This window comes from Streptomyces sp. NPDC040545 (genome assembly GCF_055595065.1).
Genome location: NZ_JBVIWA010000033.1, coordinates 37,628 through 54,839, shown reverse-complemented (window position 1 = coordinate 54,839; position 17,212 = coordinate 37,628). Strand labels below are relative to the sequence as shown.

Genomic DNA, 17,212 nt, shown 5'->3' with positions numbered 1-17,212 from the left:
ACCCCGCCCCGGCACCCCACCCCGCCCCCTGCCGACAGGCCCGCCACCCCCAGCCCCGCCGGCGATTGAGGCGCGGGTCCGGGCAGCGCCCGGCACACGGCCCGCACCCGGCAGACAGCCCGAGCCGAACACACGGCCCGCGCCGAGAACACCGGCGAGCCGCCCGCAGGGCAGACGGCTCGCGCTAAGCGTCGAGGTGGCCGGTGTCGTTCCAGCGTTCCAGCGCCGGCGCGCCATACGCCCAGCCCAGCACCGACAGGGACGTCGGCTCCAGCCGGATGCGGGCACCGAACGAGGCTTCGAAGCCCAGCCAGCGCGCGGCCAGCGTCCGCAGGATGTGCCCGTGCGCGAAGACCAGGACGTCGCGTTCCGCCGAGCGGGCCCAGGCCACCACCTCGTCCGCGCGGGCCGCCACATCGGCGACGGACTCCCCGCCCGGGACCCCGTCGCGCCAGATCAGCCAGCCCGGCCGGACGGCCTGGATCTCGGCCGGGGTCATGCCCTCGTAGTCGCCGTAGTCCCACTCCATCAGCGCGTCCCACGGCTCGGCCCGCGCGCCGAAGCCCGCCAGGTCGCAGCTCTCGCTCGCGCGCACCAGCGGGCTGGTGCGGACCTCCACGCCCGGCAGCCCCCGCCACGGGTCACGGGCCAGCCGCTCGCCGAGCAGCTTCGCGCCCAGCTTGCCCTCCTCCAGCATCGGCACGTCCGTGCGTCCGGTGTGCTTGCCGAGCTGGGACCACGCCGTCTGGCCGTGGCGGGCCAGCAGGATGCGGGGGGCCATGTGAATTCTCCCGGTTCGTTTCGAGGTCCGTCCATCATCCATCACCCCTCCGACGGCCGGTTTCCGCGCCAGGTCCCCGATTGTCAGTGGCGGATGGGACACTTCCGCGGGTGAGCTCCTACCCGCCCAGCAGCCCCGCGCAGCCGACGACTCTGCGGCAGCGGCTCGCCGGTCTGCGCGGCCCCGCCGTGCCGCCCCGTCCGCTCGACGCCCGGGCACTGGCGGCCCTCGCCGCCAATCCCGGCTGCGGCAGACGCGCCCTGCTCGACGGCGCGGGTGTGGACAAGACCGCCCTCGCCTCGGCGCTCGGCTCGCCCGCCTCCTTCGGGCAGTCGCAGTTCGCCATAGTCCGCGGGAACTCCTTCGAGGCCAAGGTCAAGGGCGACGGCGGAGCCGAGCTGCTGCGGCTGGTGCACGCGCACCTCGCACCCGCCGCCGAGCCTCCCGGGGCCGGTGCCCGCGTCCCCGACCTGACCGCCGCCGGCCCCGAGGGCCGCGCCGCCCGGACCGCGCTCGCCCTGCGCGAGGCGACCGCCGCCGGCCGGGACAGCGGGGCCTGGACGCTGCTGGACCACCCGATGCTCGCCCTGGAGGTGGCCGGCTCCCCCGCCTACCTGGAGCCCGACGCCGTCGTCGTCCACCCCGACGGCCGCTGGACGGTCGTGGAGATCAAGTCGTTCCCGATGATCGACGGCGCCGCCGACGCCGCGAAGGTGGGCGCCGCCGCCCGGCAGGCCGCCGTCTACGTCCTGGCCCTGGAGAAGACGGCCGCGAAACTGCCCGGCGCCGAGGTCGGGCACACCGTGCTGCTGGTCTGCCCGAAGGACTTCTCCAACCTGCCCACCGCCTCCCCCGTCGACATCCGCCGCGAGCGCTCCGTGACCCGTCGCCAGCTGGACCGGCTGACCCGCGTCGAGGAGCTGGCCGCCGCCCTGCCCGAGGGCCTCAGCTTCGACCCGGCGACGCGGACCGCCGAGGAGCTCGCCGAGGCGGTGTCCGCGGTCGACGCCGCCTACGCGCCCGAGTGCCTGGCCGCCTGCGAGCTCGCCTTCCACTGCCGTGACCGCTCCCGCGCCGCCGACCAGGTCACCGCGCTGGGCCGGTCGGTACGGGGTGAGCTGGGCGCACTGACCACCGTCGAGGCCGCCCTGGCGGCCGCCTCCGGGGCCGGCTGCGCCGAGGATCCGACCGCCGCCGCGCTGCACCGCGCCGCCCGGCTGCGCGCCGAGGCCCTGGAACTGGCCGCCGCCCGTCCGCCGCACCACGCCCCGGAGACCCCCGCATGTCCCTGCTGAGCACCCTGGCCCGGCTGGAGGCCGTACGCGCGGGCCGCGCCCAGCCGCTCGCGACCGTGCGGCACCGCCATCTGAGCGAGCGCCCGATGGTCTTCGTGCCGCTGACCACGGCCGGTGAGGCGGGCGCCCCGCTCGGCGCCATGGTCGGCACCGACCGGCACGAGCCGCGGGTGTTCGTGATACCCCAGCCGCGCGACCGCGACCGGCGCTGGGCCTTCCTCGCTGACCTCGCCGTACAGGTACTGGCCCACATCGACGCGTACGCGGACGCCGTGGAGCCGGCCGAGCGCAGCGAGACCGACCCGGAGACGGGCAAGCGGGTCAAGGTCGAGACGGAGCTGTGCGTGGACGCACCGCAGCTGATCGTGCCGAGCCGGGCGGGCATCGAGTACGTACGGCTGCTGGGGCGCTCGATGCGGTTCCGGCGCACCGCGGAGGAGGATCCGGACAATCCGTATCCGGCGCCCTCGCAGGTGCCGATGCTCGGCCGCTGGTTCACCCACCTCGCCGAGCGTTCGCGGGTGCCCGGCTCCTCGATGCTGCTGTCGGCCACGGATCTGCTGTCCCGGCACTGGGCCACCGGCCAGAGCAATCTGGAGGACCAGCACCTGGGCGCGCTCCTGGGCTGGATCGACCCGCCCGGGGGCCGGTCGGGCGCCGAGGAGGCGCACCGGGCCGAGCTGGGCCGTGACAAGGACGGCCAGCTGCTGTGCCCGCCCGCCGGTCCGGCCACCGACCCGGCTTTCGACAACAAGCTGCTGGCCCCCGCGATCGCCCGCTACGACGCCGCGCGCGCGGCCCTGGCGGCCGGGCCCGGCGACGACGACCGCCATGTCCGGGCCGCCGAGCTGGAGGTGCACCGGCTGGTCGAGTCCCAGCTGTCGGGCACCTGGTCGAAGACCTGGGAGGCGATCGACCTGCTGCGCGCCCTGCCGCCGGGCGAGCGCGCGGAGGAACGCTGGACGCGCGACCGCTGGTCCTACACCGGCCACCGGGACCGCGTGCGGGCGGGCGAGCCGCCGCAGCCGCGCCGCGACGACGCGGTGACGGCGGCCCAGAAGCTGGCCACGCGGGAGACCGAGCAGGTGCGGCTCGACGCCCAGGAGGCGCTGGACGACCCGCTGGTGATGGCGGGCCGGCGGCTGGCGGGCGAGGCCTTCGCGGGCGAGGTCACCGAGGTGGTGATGGAGTGGACGGAGTCGAAGCGGCCGAGTCCGCGCCCGCTGGTGACCGTGGTGACGGAGGACCGGCCGCAGCTCGCGGAGGAGGGCGGCGGGAAGGTGTTCCGTTCGCTGGACGGGCGCCCGCAGAGCGCACAGTTCGTCCGCTTCGAGGAGGACGGGCGGCTGGTGCTGCGGCTCCTCGACAAGATGGGCCGCGGCCGGGACCCGGAGCCGGGGACGGTCCCGGAGAAGGGTGACCGGCTCTGCTGGACGCTCTTCGAGCACGACGCGCGCGGCGGCCCGAAACTCCCGGAGCCCGAGCAGACCCCGTGGACGCACGGTGGCCCGCCGGGATCGGCGCTCGCCCTTCCCCTGCCCGACTCCGTGACCGACGAGGACCTGCTGTGACCAGCACCGCTCCCTTCGACCCGGGCGCGGCGGCCGCCCGGGCGACCGCCGCGATCCTGGCCGACACCCTGCACGGGGCCGAGCGGGGCGTGGTCGTCGATTCCCCGCCCGGAGCGGGCAAGTCCACGCTCGTGGTCCGCGCGGCCCGGGAGCTGGCGGCGGCCGGACGCCGCCTGATGGTGGTGGCGCAGACCAACGCGCAGGTCGACGACCTGGTGCTGCGTCTCGCCGAGAAGGACCCGGAGCTGAAGGTGGGCCGGCTGCACAGCAGTGACGGGGAGGCCTACGACCCGGCGCTGCGCGAGCTGCCCTCGGTCACCCTGTCGGCCAAGCCGAAGGACCTGGCGGAGCTGCCGATCACCATCTCAACGGCGGCGAAGTGGGCCTTCGTCAAGGATGTGGAGCCCTGGCAGCACGCCATCGTCGACGAGGCGTACCAGATGCGCTCGGACGCGCTGCTGGCCGTGGCCGGGCTGTTCGAGCGGGCGCTGTTCGTGGGTGATCCGGGGCAGTTGGACCCGTTCAGCGTGGTCGGCGCGGAGCAGTGGGCGGGCCTGTCCTACGACCCTTCCGCCTCGGCGGTGAGCACCCTGCTGGCGCACAACCCGCAACTGCCGCAGCACCGGCTGCCGGTGTCCTGGCGGCTCCCGGCGACGGCGGCGCCGCTGGTCTCCCGCGCGTTCTACCCGTACACGCAGTTCCGCAGCGGTACGGGCCCGGGCGAGCGGCGGCTGTCGTACGGGGTGGCCTCGGACGGGTCGGGCCCGGACCGGGTGCTGGACGAGGCGGCCGAGGCGGGCTGGGGCCTGCTGGAGCTGCCGGCGCGGCACACCCCGCGCACCGACCCGGAGGCGGTGCGGGCGGTGGCCCTGGTGGTCCGCCGGGCGCTGGACCGCGGGGCGGTGACCTCGGACGAGCGGTCCCCGGACCCGGCCCCGCTGACGGCGGACCGGATCGCGGTCGGCACGGCCCACCGCGACCAGGCGGCCGCGGTCCGCGCGGCGCTGGCCTCGCTCGGGGTCACGGGGGTCACGGTGGACACCGCGAACCGGCTCCAGGGTCGCGAGTACGACCTCACGGTGGTCCTCCACCCGCTGTCGGGCCGCCCGGACGCGACGGCCTTCCACCTGGAGACGGGCCGCCTGTGCGTGCTGGCTTCCCGGCACCGGCACGCGTGCGTGGTGGTGGCCCGGGCGGGCATAGCGCAGCTGCTGGACGACCATCCGTCGACGGAGCCGGTCCAGCTGGGCGTGACGGTCAAATTCCCGGACGGCTGGGAGGCGAACCACTCGGTCCTGGCCCATCTGGCCGAGCACCGGGTGTCCTGGCGGCCGTAGGGAGGCGAGCGGCGGCCGATCCGGTCACGACCGCCGGATCACGCCTTCCGGCGGGCGCCCAGGCGTTCGCGGAGCACCTCGCCGACCTCGGCCAGGGTGCGCAGCTGGTCCGGGGTCAGTGCGTCGATCAGGTGGCGGCGGACGGATTCCACGTGGAGCGGGGCCGCCTCCGTGATCAGGGTGATGCCGGCGTCGGTGAGGACCACCTCCGCCCCGCGGCCGTCGGTGGCCACCCCCTCGCGGCGGACGGCGCCGCGCTGCTCCATGCGGGTGAGCTGGTGGGACAGCCGGCTGCGGGACCAGCGCATCAGCTCGGCCAGGGCGCTGATGCGCATACGGTGGCCGTTCGTGGAGCCGAGTACCGACAGAACGTCGTAGTCGGCCTCGGAGAGTCCGCTGTCCTGCGTGAGGTCGCGCGCGATCTCGGCGTTGACCAGCGGGAACACCCGCCGCCACGCGTACCAGGCGTCCTGTTCGGACTCGGTGAGCCAGCGGGGCCCGGGCTCCGGTGCGGGGGTCATGTCCGCCACTCTAGCCAGGTCGGTGACACATCACTTATCTGGTTGACATGTCATTCAGATCCTGGGTTTCATCAGGTGACACATCAACAACCGCACCCAACGGGGAGTCCTCAGCATGACCCGCCTGCACGTCATCTCCGCCGCCACCCGACCCACCTCCGCCGGCCGCCCGCTCGCCCGCTGGGTCACCGAGCAGGCCCGCGAACGGGGCGGCTTCGACGTCACCTCCGTCGACCTCGCCGAGATCGCCCTGCCCTTCCTCGACGAGCCCGAGTACGCCTCCACCGGCAACTACGCGCATCAGCACACCCGCGACTGGAGCGCCCTGGTCGACTCGGCCGACGCCTTCCTCTTCGTCCTGCCGATGTACAACGGCGGCTTCACCGCCCCCTTCAAGAACGCAATCGACTTCCTCTACAACGAGTGGAAGGGCAAGCCGGTCGGCATCGTCAGCTACAGCGCCGGCCCCACCGGCGGCGTCCCGGCCGCCGAGATGCTGCTGCCGGTCCTCACCCGCCTCGGCATGCTGCCCGCCGAGCGCTCCGTCGCGATCCCGGGCATCCCCAAGCTGCTCGGCCCCGAGGGCTTCCAGGCCCCGGAGACGCTGGCGGGCGAGCTCGCCGGAGTCCTGGACGACGTGGCCGGGCTGGCGGCGCGGCGCGCCGCCGAGGCCGTCACGGTGTGAGCAGGCTCCCCGCCGGACGGTCGCACGCGGCGTGCGCGTGCAGCCGTACGCCGGTGAGCGGCGTGCCGTCGGCGGCGTAGGAGGCGGGATGGCGGTTGCCCGCCATCCCGCGCCCGCCCGGCACCGCGACGGGCCCGCCGGGGGCCGATGCCGCGCGCCAGGGCGAGGAGGCGTGCGACTGACGGCCGGTCAGCACGATACGGACCAGGTGCCGGCCTCGCGGTCGGGAAGCTCGGGATCGCGGTGCGGATACCGGCGCCGGCCGATCACCTGTGCGACTCGCCCGCCACTGAGCCTGCCGATCTGCTCATGCCCCTCATCGGCCGTACGGGTGTTCCAGCCCATCGCGCAGGGGTCTTGCGCGGCGTTGGACAATGGACGGTGGCCCGGAATCACTTCGCACGCGCAGCAGGAGGACACGCATGGCAGAGCCCGAGCGGACCGAGCGGCGGCTGCGGCCGGCGCCTCTGCTCTTCGAGCCCTCGGAGGCCGTGGCGGACCCGGAGCACTTCTTCGACCTGGAGTCGATCGAGGACCCTCGGGAGCTGCTGGCCCGTGCGACCGAGCTGACGCTGGCCTTCCGGGCCGCGCAGGAGCGGGCGGTGGAGTTCCAGGCGCTGGCGGCGGCCCAGCTGGCGGATCCCCGCCGGTTCGACCGACTCTCACCGGCCCTGATCGCCGAGCAGGCGGAGTGGACCGAGGACTATGCCCGCAAGATGATCGAATTCGGCGAAAGCCTCCAGCGCGGCGCGGGTACGCCGTAGCCCCCGGAGGGGCCGGACACCCGGCCCCGCCCGGCGCGCGAGGAGCGCACCATACTCCGGCGACGGCCCCGCCGTCCCCGTTTTCGGTAACTCGCGGATATCGCTCCGCTACGGCGGGTAGACAGTGGCATATGACGACGCTGACGAAGGCTCCCGGCTGCACCGCCCTCCACGCGCGCGGCGAGCGCACCCGCACCGCACCCGCCACCCACGTCACCCCTCAGGGCGCCGCCTGGCTCACCTCCGCGGCCGCCCACCCCCGGCGCACCCTCGCGGTGTGGGAGGCGCGGCCGGGGCTGCCCGCCACGCTGCCCTGCGGCGACCCCTTCGACGTCGTCAACGTGCCGCTCGTCCTCGGGCGCCGCATCCTCGACCTGCTGTGGGCCGAGGGTCCCGGCTCCGGGCCGGTCGCCGTGCACCGCGGCCGGATGCTGCTCTTCGCCGCCCCCGGCACCGCGCACCGGCTGCCCGCCCTGCTGGCGTGGGAGGAGTGGGGCGGCTCCCGCACGGCCCCGGCTCCGCTGTGCCACGGCCGCGGCGATGCCGTCACCGTGCCGCCGCTGGCCGCCACGCCCGGGCAGTCCCGGTGGCTGGTGGCCCCCGACGCACGCGAGCCCTGGCTTCCCGGGCCCGAGGCCCTGCTCTGGGCCTTCGTACGGGCATCCCGCAGCCCGGCACCGACCGGACCTGGGGATATCGATTTTTCGTTCCGCGGATCCTCCTGCTAATGTCTTCCTCGTCAGCAAGCGCCGCTAGCTCAGTTGGTTAGAGCAGCTGACTCTTAATCAGCGGGTCCGGGGTTCGAGTCCCTGGCGGCGCACAGCGAGGCAAACGTCAAAGGCCGCTCTTCCTTCGGGAAGGGCGGCCTTCGGCGTTCCCGCGGATCGGCGCCGGCGAGGGGCTGCGGCGGACCCCCGGGAGCCCGCACGGTCCGGTACGCGGCCGGAGACGTGATCCTGCGCGAGCACGAGCCGTCGACGCACGCGGTCCTGCTGCGGGAGGGCATCGCCAGGGTCGTGGTCACCGCGGAGACCGGCCAGGAGGTCATCCTGGGGCTTCGCGAAAGCCCCGACATCGTGGGCGAGATGGCAGCGCTGGACGGCCGGCCGCGGTCCGCCTCGGTGATCGCGAAGACCGACGTCATGGCGACCATCGTCACCGCCGCCCTGGCGATCGTGTCGCCCGGCCCGCTTCCGGCCGGTGACCGCTCTCCGCTCTCCGACCGTTCAGCACGGCGGGTGTGCTGCGCCCCGGCCAAGGAAACGCAGCCCACCTCACCGCTCAGTCACGCCCAGAGATGAGGACACGACGTCATGGACACCACCCCGACCTGGCCTGACGGCCGGCCCCACGACGAGCAGCAGCCCGAGCCGCAGTCCTTCTGGCGGACGGCCAACCTGTCCGTACCGCTTCCCCGCAACGCGACGAAGGCCGTCGCCCATTACCGGGGCATGGCGCCCGCCGGCCTCGCCGTCTACATCCCGTTCGGCGACGTCCACGGTGAGAACCTCTGGGCACTGGTGACCGTGATCGCCTCCTGGTGGTGGCGGACATCGCCGTCACCTGGCGGCGCGCCGCCCCCGCATAGCCCCCGGGGACCGCGCACGAAACGGAAGGAGGCCCCCACGCGCGTGGGGGCCTTCTTCGCCGTCCCGCGGGGCGCCCGGCCGAGCGCCCCGCGGTCACGTCGTGATCTTCACCGTGTACGCGCCGGACCGGGTGCGGTCCGCCACCTCGATGGTGATCCGCTCCCCCGGCACCGTGTACGTCTCGCCCACCTCCAGCGGCGCGTCCGCCAGCGGCGGGTACACCGAGCGGTCCCAGCACGCCTCCGTCGACGGGTGCGCGTCCAGCACCTCGATCGGACCGCCGCCCGACGAGGCCTCGTTGCGCACCCGGTAGACCAGGACGCCTTCCGTGCAGGTGTCCCCGTCGTTGCCGGCGGAGCCCCGCGCCTCGACGGCGATGGCGCTGCCCGGGCCGGTACGGATCACCGCGAGCCGGGTGCCGCCCGTTCCGCCGCTCGGCGGGGCCTGGGCCAGCGGCTGCAGGGTGTGCAGCGAGGAGCCCGACTGCACGCAGTCGACCTGGGAGGCGTCCAGCCAGCCCAGCTTCCACTTGTGCCAGGCGAAGAGGTCCGGGGCCATGCCGAACTGGCTGCCCATGACGTCCCAGTCCCCGACGTACGTGTCCCAGTCGCCCTTGCCGTCCGAGGGCCGGTGGTAGAGGTCGGGCAGGTCGAAGACGTGCCCGGTCTCGTGGGCCAGCACGTTCCGGTCCGGCGGGTGGCGCTCGAAGACGGTGACGATCCGCCGCAGTTCCGTGCCGTCCGCGACGATCGGGTTCTCGAAGTTGACGACCTTCGTGGCGTCGGAGTCCACGCCGGGCGCGTCCGGGTCGGCGACGAAGTAGACGACGTCGTACTTGCGGAAGTCCACCTGGGCGTCGGCCGTCGCGACCGCGTCCCGCAGGTAGGAGGCCCGGTCCCCGGCGGCCCAGTCCCGCTTTATCCCGTACGCGGTGGAGGGCTTGGGCATCTGGATCCACTGCTTCTGCGGGTGCGGGGTCAGCTTGAACCGCCCGTACGAGGCCTGCTCGAAGAAGTCGCTGGTGGCGGGGAAGTAGTCGCCGACGATGTCCTCGGTCTTCAGGGTGCTGCGGTGGTCGGGGAAGGAGAGGAAGACCATGACGGCGTTGAGCGTGCGCTCGGGTTTGGGGTAGGCGCCGTTCCAGGTGTCCAGGCCGAGGGAGTGGTGCGCCGAGGTGCGGGTCAGCGCGCAGGGCGCGGATCCCGAATCGGCCACCGCGGGACCGGCGACGAGCGACATGGCGGCGAGCGCCGTCAGGGAGGTGAGCGCCGCGGCGGTACTTCGGATGCGGGAGCGTTCCACTCCCCCGGGTGTCTGCTGTCGCGCCACATCGACCTCCGGTGGTGGATTCGTACCTGTTCATCCACCTTGAGGCGATTGTCTTACTAATGCCCTGTTCCGCTGCCCCACACGAGTGAGTAATACGGCAAGTCGGTGACCCTCGAACTTCACGCCCCTGCCTACAGAACGTCACGACCGATCACCTGAGAACAGCAGGGACCGCCGCATGCTCAGAGCCGCGCAGAAACGATCGCCCGGTCTTTCGCCGCCGATCCGTCATCACGCCGAACTGAACCGTCTCAACCGGTGGCGCCGCTGGATAGGGCCTCCCGGCAGCCTCTATGATCGGCACACTTTCCTGCGCGGACACTCACGAACACTGCGGGAGCCAACGGTGAGCGGAACCTCAGAAGGAACCGGTTCGGCGGCCGACAGCATCCGATCGGCCATTACGGAGCGTCACCCGGCAGTGCCGGCAGTGCCGTCGGCATCGGCCACCCAGGCCACGCCGGCGTTGTCGTACCGCGCCGACTCCGACCTGCGCGACTACCGGGCCGCCTTCAACGCGGCCCACCTCGCCATGGCCGTCGTCGACCGCGAGGGCTACGTGGTCGCCGCCAACCAGGCCTTCGCCGGGCTGCTCGGCAGCGAGCCGCACACGCTCGTCCACCGGTCGGCCGCCGACCTGGTCGACCTGGCCGCGGAGGCCCGCACCTGGGCCTCGTACCAGGAGGTGCTCCGCGGCCGGCAGGCCCGGCTGCGCTGCACCCGCCGCCTCAAGCACCCCGACGGGCACTCGCTCTGGACCGAGGTCACGCTCGGACCCGTCCCCGGCACCGGGGACGTCCTGCTGTCGGTGGCCGACATCAGCGACCGCCGCGACCTCCAGGCCCGCCTGCGCCACCTCCAGATGCACGACCCGGTCACGCGCCTGCCGAACCGCGCCCTGTTCTTCGAGCGGCTCTCCTGCGCCCTGGAGGCCGCTTCGTACGAACACGGCGGCGGCACCGGCCGGATCGGGCTCTGCTACCTGGACCTCGACGGGTTCAAGGCCGTCAACGACACCCTCGGCCACCGGGTCGGCGACCGGCTGCTGACCGCCGTCGCCGCCCGCCTCACCCAGTGCGCCGACCAGTCCGGCTACGGGCGCACCGGCGGGCACCTGGTCGCGCGCCTCGGCGGCGACGAGTTCGCCCTGCTGGTCGAGGACTCCACCGGCACCGAACAGCTCGCCGACCTGGCACGGAGCGTGCTGGCCGCCGTCCAGGAACCTTTCGACCTGGCCGGCCAGCGACTGTCCGTCTCCGCCTCGATCGGGGTCGTGGAGCGGGCGGCGGCCGGCACCTCGGCGACCGGCCTGATGCAGGCCGCCGACACGACCCTGTACTGGGCCAAGGCGGACGGCAAGGCCCGCTGGACCCTGTTTGACCCGGAGCGCAACGCGCACCGGATGACCCGCCAGGCGCTGTCCTCCACGCTCCGACCGGCCGTGGAGCGGGGGGAGTTCGAGCTGGAGTACCAGCCGCTGGTGGACCTGGAGAGCGGTGCGGTGCGCGGGGTCGAGGCCCTGGTGCGCTGGAACCATCCGCAATTCGGCACACTCACGCCGAATCGGTTCATCGGGATCGCCGAAGAGGACGGGTCCATCGTCCAGTTGGGACGGTGGGTGCTGCGGACCGCCTGCCGGCAGGCCCGCCGCTGGCAGATCGAACAGCCCAGTGACTCCCCCGTCTTCGTGTCGGTGAACGTCGCCGTCCGGCAGGTCTGGGACTCGGACCTGGTCGGCGACGTCGCGGAGATCCTGGCCGAGACGGGCCTCGCCCCGCAGCTGCTGCAGCTGGAGCTGACCGAGTCGGCGGTGATGGGCTCGGCCGGGCGCCCCCTCCAGGCCCTTCAGGCGCTCAGCGACATGGGCGTGCGGATCGCGATCGACGATTTCGGCACCGGCTACTCGAACCTCGCCTACCTCAGCAGGCTTCCTGTATCAGTTCTGAAACTGGACGGTTCCTTCGTTCGCGGATTCCGCTACGAGGAGGGCACGCACCCGAACCCGGCCGACGAGACGATCGTCGAAGCCCTGGTCCAGCTCGCCCACCGGCTCGGTCTGACGGTGACCGCGGAGTGCGTGGAGACCGCCGGACAGGCGGCACGGCTGCGGCGCGTCGGCTGCGACACGGGGCAGGGCTGGCTCTACTCGCGGGCGGTGGCCCCGGAGCGGATCGCCGAGATGATCGGCACCAAGCCGGGTGCGGAGAACCGCCTCTAGCAGCATTCCGCTTCCCCGTTCCGCGGTCACTTTGATGCCATTTGTGCGTTTGGCTGACCGAAAAACCCCTGAAACGATCACCGGGCAAAGGCTTTTGACCAACTGCCGTGATCCACGGGGGAACACCAGTGAAGCTCACCCGTACCGCGCTCGCCCTGACCGCCGGCGCCCTCGCTCCGGCCCTGCTGTTCGCCACCCCGTCCCTCGCCACCGCTGCACCGGCCAAGGCGTCGGTCACGGCTCCGGCGAGCACGGCGCTGGGCTCCGACACGGAGAACGCCGTCGCCATCACCAAGATCCTGGCGGACCCGGCGAGCGGCAAGGCCGTGATCCGCGCGGCGAACGCGGCCCTCAGCGGCACCCCCGAGGACCGCGTGGCCTTTCTGACCACGGGCTTCGCCAAGGCCCGGGACGAGGACAACAAGGTCGCCCTCCTCCGGATCCTCGCCGGCAAGCCGGGCAAGGGCGTCACCCGCGAAGCCAACAAGGCCCTCGACGGCACCGCCGCCGACCGCGCCGCGTTCCTGAAGACCGGCCTGCGTCTGGCCCAGGCCGAGGACGACCGGGTCGCCGTGGGCCGGATCCTGGCCCGCCCCGGCATCAGCCCGGCCCTGTACGCGGCGGCCCAGAAGGTCATCGACGGCGCGCCCGAGGAGCTGCGCCACTTCATCACGGTCGGCCAGTTCCAGGTCTGACCACAGTGAGCGGCAGCTAGGACCGACATGTGAAGGCCGGGCCGCCCGAGGGGGGTCCGGCCTTCACCTACGTGCTCGTCCGGCTATCCGCTCACGACCTTGTCGTAGCGCAGGGCGACGTAGCCCGAGGCCGCGTGGCCGGCGATGCGGCCGTCGGTGCCGCCGTTGAGGTAGTCCTGGCCGCGCATCATGTCGTCGTTGGTGTTGGCCTCGTGGATGTACGAGAACTTCCCCGCGGCCTTGTCGACCCACTTCTCGAAGAGCACCACGTGCCCGTCCAGGGTGTTCAGCGCGTCGCCGGGCTGGAGGTCGGACTTGGAGATGGTGGCGGCGATGCCCGGAAGGCTCTGGGTCGTGTAGCTGGTGCCGGCGTGCCAGACCATGGAGACGAAGCCGGAGCAGTCGGTGCGGTAGGTGTGGTCGCCGTCCGGGTCGGAGGCGTACGCGCCCTGGTTGTAGGGGATGTCACGGCTCAGCCAGTTCGCGGCACGGCTCATGATCTCACTGCGGGCGATCTGCCCGCCCTTGGTGGAGGGGGTGGGGGTCGGGGGCGCCGGCGGCTGGTAGGTGCAGTCGCCCGCGAAGGCGGAGAGCAGGCTCTGGGTCCAGCCGCTCGCGTCGACCGGGTCGGCGGGGTGGTAGGCGATGTCGTCGCCCTTGCCGTCGGTGGGGTCGGCGTCGTGGTACCAGTACATCCCGCCGTTCGTACGGCCGTAGTAGAGGCCGCCGCCGGGCGAGACGAGGTTGTCGACCGCCGACCAGCCGGAGCTCTTGAGCACCGAACTCTCCCAGTCCCCGACGCCGTTGATCTGGTAGGAGAGCAGTCGGCCGTCGGCCGTGCTGGCGATGAGGACGTCGTCCCCGGCGGCGGCGAGCGTCTTGAGGACGAAGCCCGTGTCGATCACCGCGTGCTTGGCGATGTGGGCGGGCCCGCTGGGCTTGGCCTGGGAGACGTTGTAGCGGTGGAGCTCGCCGCCGACCGTGCCGTAGAGGTGACCGGCGCCGTCGTAGGTCAGCTTGTCGAAGGTCCAGCCGCTGTCCCAGATCTTGGTGACTCCGGCCAGGGCCAGGGCGCTGTCGTTGGTCTGGATGTCGACGCGGTACAGCTCGCCGGCCGTCGAGGTCACGAGGACGGTGTTGAAGTTGAGGGTGGCCATCGCCTTGGGCGTGAAGCCGAGGTTCGCGCCGATCAGGGTCTTGACGCGGTCGCCGGTGTTGGGGGCTATCGCCGTGTAGGTGAGGCGTCCGTCGGGGAGGGTGCCGTAGACCGACACGTTGCCGCCGCAGATCGCGGCGGCCTGGGCCGGCGCCGAGGTGAGGGTGACCAGGCCGAGGGTGGTGGCAGAGACGGCCAGGGTGGCGGCGAGGCGGCGCTTGAGGGACGACGAGGACATGGGTGTCTCCGGATTCTGGGCAGCCCTGACGTACGCGCGCCGGGCCGGGAGCGAGGGGAGGGAGAAGGGGGGAGCGGGCGTGACTCGGGGCCGCTCAGTACCAGTTGTTGTTCAGGAAGTGGGTCCAGGCGCCGCAGGGCGTGCCGTACTGGCCGTCGATGTAGGACAGGCCCCACTTGATCTGGGTGACCGGGTTGGTGCGCCAGTCGTCGCCGAAGGCGTCCATCTTGGAACCGGGCAGGGCCTGGGGGATGCCGTACGCCGTGGAGTTCGGGTTGTCGGCCCAGTAGCGCCAGCCGCTCTCCCGGTCCCAGAGCTGCTCCAGGCAGTTCCACTGGGTGGAGCTGTTCCAGGCGCCGCCGTCGTACTTGTTCATCAGGTCGCGGCCGGCCGCCTTCACGGCGGGTATGTCCTTGCCGTCGAGCGGGTCCGCGGTGGTGGTGCAGCTGAAGGTCGCCGGCTGGGCGGAGAGCAGCGTCTGTGTCCAGCCGCCGGTGTTGACGGGGGTGTCGTTGTGGTAGGCGATGTCGCTGCCGCTGCCGTCGGCCGGGTTGGCGTCCTTGTACCAGTACATGGCGCCGGTGGTTTCGATCCGGCCGTAGTAGAGGCCGCCGCCGGGCGATACGACCTGGTCGAAGCCGGACCAGCCGGAGGTCTTGAGGTCGTCGCGGTCCCAGCTGCCATCGCTGTTGATCTGGTAGGAGTAGAGGGCGCCGGCCGAGGTGGTGGCGAGGAGGCGGTCGTCCCCGGCGGCCGTGAGCGTCTTCAGGACGAAGCCGCTGCCCACCTCCTTGCGCTGGCCGATGTGCGCCGAGCCGGTCGGCTTGGGCTGTGAGACCAGGTACTGGAGCAGGACCCCGCCGGCCGTGCCGTACAGGTGGCCGTGTCCGTCGTAGGTGAGCTTGTCGTGGGTCCAGCCGCTGTCGAAGATCTTGACGGGCGGGCGCTCCAGGACGAGGGACTCGTTGTTGGTGAGGACGTCGAGGCGGTAGAGCGCGCCCGTCGTCGAGGTCACCAGCACGGTGTTGAAGTTGAGGGTGGCCATCGCCTTGGGCTCGAACCCCAGGTCCGCCCCGACCCGCACCTTCTTCAGCGCGCCGGTGGCCGGGGTGATGGTGCTGAAGGTGAGACGGCCGTCGGGAAGGACCCCGTAGATCGAGGCGGTCCCGCTGCAGGTGCTCGCGGCCTCGGCGGCCGGGGCGGTGGCGACGGCCGCGGCGGTGAGCAGGCCGGCGCCGAGGGCGGTGGAGAGGGCGGCCATCGCGCTCTTACGGGCAGCCTGACGGAGGGTGGTGGTCACTGCGTTCTCCTGAGGAACGGTCACGGTGCGGCTCGGTGGTGCGGTAGCCGTGCGCCCGCAGCGGGGCGCGGGCGCCGTCGAGGATCGCGTGGGCCTGGGTGAGGGCCGCGGCTTCGGAGGCGGCCCGCAGGAAGAGGTAGACGTCCACGCCGTCGCGGGCGGCTTTGGCCCGCAGGTGTTCGAGGCCGTGCGCGGCGGGGGTGTGGGCCCAGATCAGATCGGAGACGAGCGCGAGGATGCCCTCCTGGTCCGGATCGGCGCGAGGCCCTGAGAGGGAGGCTCGGACGACGCGCATCCCGGCTAGTCCCAGTTGATGCTGTCCCGGGCGGACGAGGGCGCCGTGTCCCAGTTGATGCTGCCGTCGTCGGAGGCACTGACGTGGTGGTGCCCGGCGGAGGCGGTCACCGGGGTGGTGGTGACGGCAGCGGCGCACAGGGCGGTGAAGACGGCGGCGACAGCGGCGAAGCGGGCGGTGCGGGACATGGTTTCCCCCAGGTCACAGGCTCGGAAGCGATGCGGTCGGTGCGGTGTGCTGCGCGCTGGCCCGGATCGTCCTTGCGGCTCTGGCCTGAGTCGGGGAGTTCCCTCCCCGCCGTCCCGGTGATCACCATGTTGCTGCCCCCGGGCCCGGCGAAGAAGAGGTTCCGGCTGTCACCAACGGGCCTGGCACCTTGGTGACAGACTTCGCCTACGATCGCGGAGGCGGTGCCGGCCGGGCCGCCCAACTACCGCCGGGGGGCTGGGAGATGCTGCAGACACTGGGTCTCGGAGCAGATGTGGAAGCCGTGTACCGGGGCATGCTGGCCGACCCTTCCGGAGGGATCGCCGAGCTCAGCGCCCGCCTCGGCCTCAGCGAGACGCAGGTCCGCGAGGGCCTGGACCGGCTCGTCGACCTGGACCTGCTCAGACCGTCACGGGACTGCCCGGGCGGGCTGCGCGCGGTGAGACCCGAACTGGGCCTGGAGCTGCTGCTGCGCCGCCAGGAGGAGGAACTGGCCCGGCAGCAGCAGGAGCTGGCCCGCAGCAAGGCGGCCGCGGCGCAGGTGGTCTCGGAATTCGCGGAGCTCAGCCCGAACACCGAGGTCGACGGCGCGGAGCGGCTCGTGGGGATGGACGCCATCCAGGGCCGACTGGAGCAGCTCGCCCACGGACTGACCCGCGAATGCCTGGCGATCCTGCCGGGCGGCGCACTGTCCGAGGCGAGCCTGGAGGCCTCCCGGCCGCTGGACGAGCGCGCACTGGCCCGCGGCATCGAGATGCGCTCGGTCTACCAGGACAGCGCCCGCAACGATCCGACGACCCTGGCCTACGCCCGCTGGCTGACCGAGCAGGGCGGCCAGGTGCGGACGAGTCCGCTCCTGCCACCCCGCCTGCTGATATTCGACCGCGCGGTGGCGGTCGTCCCGATCAACCCGGACCACTCCCGGCTGGGCGCGCTGTGCACCAGCGCGCCCGGGATCGTGGCCTCCCTGACCAAGCTGTTCGAGCAGACGTGGGACTCCGCCGTACCGCTCGGAGCCGACCGCCCCCGCCCCAGCGACACCCGCCCCACTGCGACCGAACTCGAACTGCTGAAGCTCCTGGCCTCGGGCATGACGGACGAGGCCGCGGCCAAGCGGCTCGGGGTGTCGCTGCGCACGGTCAGGCGCCAGATGGCCGCCCTCATGGAACGCCTCCACGCGACGAGCCGCTTCGAAGCCGGCCTCAAGGCGGCCCAGCAGGGCTGGCTTTGA

Annotated in this window: 17 protein-coding genes, 1 tRNA gene and 1 pseudogene; 11 read left to right on the top strand and 8 right to left on the bottom strand. The window is 72.8% G+C overall.

Going from position 1 to position 17,212, the window contains the following annotated elements; translation table 11 throughout:
• Positions 1–184: 184 nt before the first annotated feature.
• Entirely contained in the window at positions 185–781 is a 597-nt protein-coding gene (locus ACZ573_RS36625; protein ID WP_329101729.1) for a histidine phosphatase family protein, read from the bottom strand.
• A gap of 86 nt (positions 782–867) precedes the next feature.
• On the opposite strand from ACZ573_RS36625, the gene ACZ573_RS36620 reads away from it, so the two are divergent.
• Genes ACZ573_RS36620 through ACZ573_RS36610 form a run of 3 tightly spaced genes read left to right on the top strand, consistent with a single transcriptional unit; the run spans position 868 to position 4,984 of the window.
• On the top strand, positions 868–2,076 hold the full coding sequence (locus ACZ573_RS36620) for a hypothetical protein (RefSeq protein ID WP_471312910.1): 1,209 nt from the start codon (positions 868–870) through the stop codon (positions 2,074–2,076).
• On the top strand, positions 2,064–3,647 hold the full coding sequence (locus ACZ573_RS36615; RefSeq protein WP_471312908.1) for a hypothetical protein: 1,584 nt from the start codon (positions 2,064–2,066) through the stop codon (positions 3,645–3,647). Before ACZ573_RS36620 ends, ACZ573_RS36615 begins: the two co-directional genes overlap by 13 nt.
• Positions 3,644–4,984 (top strand): AAA domain-containing protein, encoded by a 1,341-nt coding sequence (locus ACZ573_RS36610; RefSeq protein WP_471312905.1) that lies wholly within the window; start codon positions 3,644–3,646, stop codon positions 4,982–4,984. The genes ACZ573_RS36615 and ACZ573_RS36610 overlap by 4 nt, the downstream gene beginning before the upstream one ends.
• A 38-nt stretch (positions 4,985–5,022) precedes the next feature.
• Here ACZ573_RS36610 and ACZ573_RS36605 read toward each other — a convergent pair whose 3' ends face one another.
• A complete protein-coding gene (locus ACZ573_RS36605) occupies positions 5,023–5,505 on the bottom strand; it encodes a MarR family winged helix-turn-helix transcriptional regulator (RefSeq protein ID WP_471312903.1) in 483 nt (160 codons plus the stop codon).
• A 115-nt stretch (positions 5,506–5,620) separates the two neighbouring features.
• On the opposite strand from ACZ573_RS36605, the gene ACZ573_RS36600 reads away from it, so the two are divergent.
• Positions 5,621–6,190 carry an NADPH-dependent FMN reductase gene (locus tag ACZ573_RS36600; RefSeq protein WP_471312901.1) on the top strand — a complete coding sequence of 190 codons (570 nt, stop codon included), beginning with the start codon at positions 5,621–5,623 and terminating at the stop codon, positions 6,188–6,190.
• Here ACZ573_RS36600 and ACZ573_RS36595 read toward each other — a convergent pair.
• Positions 6,180–6,386: a hypothetical protein gene (locus tag ACZ573_RS36595; protein ID WP_471312899.1), complete on the bottom strand. Its 207-nt coding sequence runs from the start codon at positions 6,384–6,386 to the stop codon at positions 6,180–6,182. The two genes, ACZ573_RS36600 and ACZ573_RS36595, sit on opposite strands and share 11 nt — an antisense overlap.
• Positions 6,387–6,612: 226 nt before the next feature.
• On the opposite strand from ACZ573_RS36595, the gene ACZ573_RS36590 reads away from it, so the two are divergent.
• The 4 genes and pseudogenes from ACZ573_RS36590 to ACZ573_RS36575 all read left to right on the top strand — a co-directional run bounded on the left by ACZ573_RS36590 (position 6,613) and on the right by ACZ573_RS36575 (position 8,255).
• Complete coding sequence (locus tag ACZ573_RS36590; RefSeq protein ID WP_301370906.1) at positions 6,613–6,954, top strand: hypothetical protein; 342 nt, start codon at positions 6,613–6,615, stop codon at positions 6,952–6,954.
• A 131-nt stretch (positions 6,955–7,085) separates the two neighbouring features.
• Positions 7,086–7,710, top strand: a pseudogene (locus tag ACZ573_RS36585) (bifunctional DNA primase/polymerase).
• A tRNA-Lys gene (locus tag ACZ573_RS36580) sits at positions 7,701–7,774 on the top strand. Before ACZ573_RS36585 ends, ACZ573_RS36580 begins: the two are co-directional and overlap by 10 nt.
• The gene (locus ACZ573_RS36575; RefSeq protein ID WP_471312920.1) at positions 7,764–8,255 is read left to right on the top strand and encodes a Crp/Fnr family transcriptional regulator; all 492 of its coding nucleotides are present in this window, start codon (positions 7,764–7,766) and stop codon (positions 8,253–8,255) included. Before ACZ573_RS36580 ends, ACZ573_RS36575 begins: the two co-directional genes overlap by 11 nt.
• Before the next feature lie 381 nt (positions 8,256–8,636).
• On the opposite strand, the gene ACZ573_RS36570 is transcribed toward ACZ573_RS36575, so the two are convergent.
• On the bottom strand, positions 8,637–9,845 hold the full coding sequence (locus ACZ573_RS36570) for a M6 family metalloprotease domain-containing protein (RefSeq protein WP_471312896.1): 1,209 nt from the start codon (positions 9,843–9,845) through the stop codon (positions 8,637–8,639).
• A gap of 373 nt (positions 9,846–10,218) precedes the next feature.
• On the opposite strand from ACZ573_RS36570, the gene ACZ573_RS36565 reads away from it, so the two are divergent.
• Positions 10,219–12,090 (top strand): putative bifunctional diguanylate cyclase/phosphodiesterase, encoded by a 1,872-nt coding sequence (locus tag ACZ573_RS36565; protein ID WP_471312894.1) that lies wholly within the window; start codon positions 10,219–10,221, stop codon positions 12,088–12,090.
• 128 nt (positions 12,091–12,218) lie between these two features.
• A complete protein-coding gene (locus ACZ573_RS36560; protein ID WP_471312892.1) occupies positions 12,219–12,785 on the top strand; it encodes an ALF repeat-containing protein in 567 nt (188 codons plus the stop codon).
• A gap of 83 nt (positions 12,786–12,868) precedes the next feature.
• Here the strand turns inward: ACZ573_RS36560 and ACZ573_RS36555 are convergent, their stop codons facing one another.
• The 4 genes from ACZ573_RS36555 to ACZ573_RS36540 all read right to left on the bottom strand — a co-directional run bounded on the left by ACZ573_RS36555 (position 12,869) and on the right by ACZ573_RS36540 (position 15,962).
• Complete coding sequence (locus ACZ573_RS36555; protein ID WP_471312890.1) at positions 12,869–14,179, bottom strand: tachylectin-related carbohydrate-binding protein; 1,311 nt, start codon at positions 14,177–14,179, stop codon at positions 12,869–12,871.
• 94 nt (positions 14,180–14,273) lie between these two features.
• Positions 14,274–15,440 carry an aggregation-promoting factor C-terminal-like domain-containing protein gene (locus ACZ573_RS36550; protein ID WP_471312917.1) on the bottom strand — a complete coding sequence of 389 codons (1,167 nt, stop codon included), beginning with the start codon at positions 15,438–15,440 and terminating at the stop codon, positions 14,274–14,276.
• Between the two features lie 7 nt (positions 15,441–15,447).
• The gene (locus ACZ573_RS36545; protein ID WP_471312887.1) at positions 15,448–15,774 is read right to left on the bottom strand and encodes a hypothetical protein; all 327 of its coding nucleotides are present in this window, start codon (positions 15,772–15,774) and stop codon (positions 15,448–15,450) included.
• Positions 15,775–15,779: 5 nt separating this feature from the next.
• Positions 15,780–15,962, bottom strand: coding sequence for a hypothetical protein (locus tag ACZ573_RS36540; RefSeq protein ID WP_471312885.1), 183 nt, complete (start codon positions 15,960–15,962; stop codon positions 15,780–15,782).
• Positions 15,963–16,225: 263 nt separating this feature from the next.
• Here ACZ573_RS36540 and ACZ573_RS36535 point away from each other — a divergent pair, with 263 nt between their 5' ends.
• Positions 16,226–17,212, top strand: coding sequence for a helix-turn-helix transcriptional regulator (locus tag ACZ573_RS36535; RefSeq protein ID WP_471312883.1), 987 nt, complete (start codon positions 16,226–16,228; stop codon positions 17,210–17,212).

Bases quoted from the DNA above. Each gene is read 5' to 3' on its own strand.
- ACZ573_RS36625 (WP_329101729.1), bottom strand. From the start codon at position 781: ATGGCCCCCCGCATCCTGCTGGCCCGCCACGGCCAGACGGCGTGGTCC.
- ACZ573_RS36615 (WP_471312908.1), top strand. From the start codon at position 2,064: ATGTCCCTGCTGAGCACCCTGGCCCGGCTGGAGGCCGTACGCGCGGGC.
- ACZ573_RS36605 (WP_471312903.1), bottom strand. From the start codon at position 5,505: ATGACCCCCGCACCGGAGCCCGGGCCCCGCTGGCTCACCGAGTCCGAA.
- ACZ573_RS36600 (WP_471312901.1), top strand. From the start codon at position 5,621: ATGACCCGCCTGCACGTCATCTCCGCCGCCACCCGACCCACCTCCGCC.
- ACZ573_RS36590 (WP_301370906.1), top strand. From the start codon at position 6,613: ATGGCAGAGCCCGAGCGGACCGAGCGGCGGCTGCGGCCGGCGCCTCTG.
- ACZ573_RS36555 (WP_471312890.1), bottom strand. From the start codon at position 14,179: ATGTCCTCGTCGTCCCTCAAGCGCCGCCTCGCCGCCACCCTGGCCGTC.
- ACZ573_RS36550 (WP_471312917.1), bottom strand. From the start codon at position 15,440: ATGGCCGCCCTCTCCACCGCCCTCGGCGCCGGCCTGCTCACCGCCGCG.
- ACZ573_RS36545 (WP_471312887.1), bottom strand. From the start codon at position 15,774: ATGCGCGTCGTCCGAGCCTCCCTCTCAGGGCCTCGCGCCGATCCGGAC.
- ACZ573_RS36540 (WP_471312885.1), bottom strand. From the start codon at position 15,962: ATGTCCCGCACCGCCCGCTTCGCCGCTGTCGCCGCCGTCTTCACCGCC.
- ACZ573_RS36535 (WP_471312883.1), top strand. From the start codon at position 16,226: ATGCTGCAGACACTGGGTCTCGGAGCAGATGTGGAAGCCGTGTACCGG.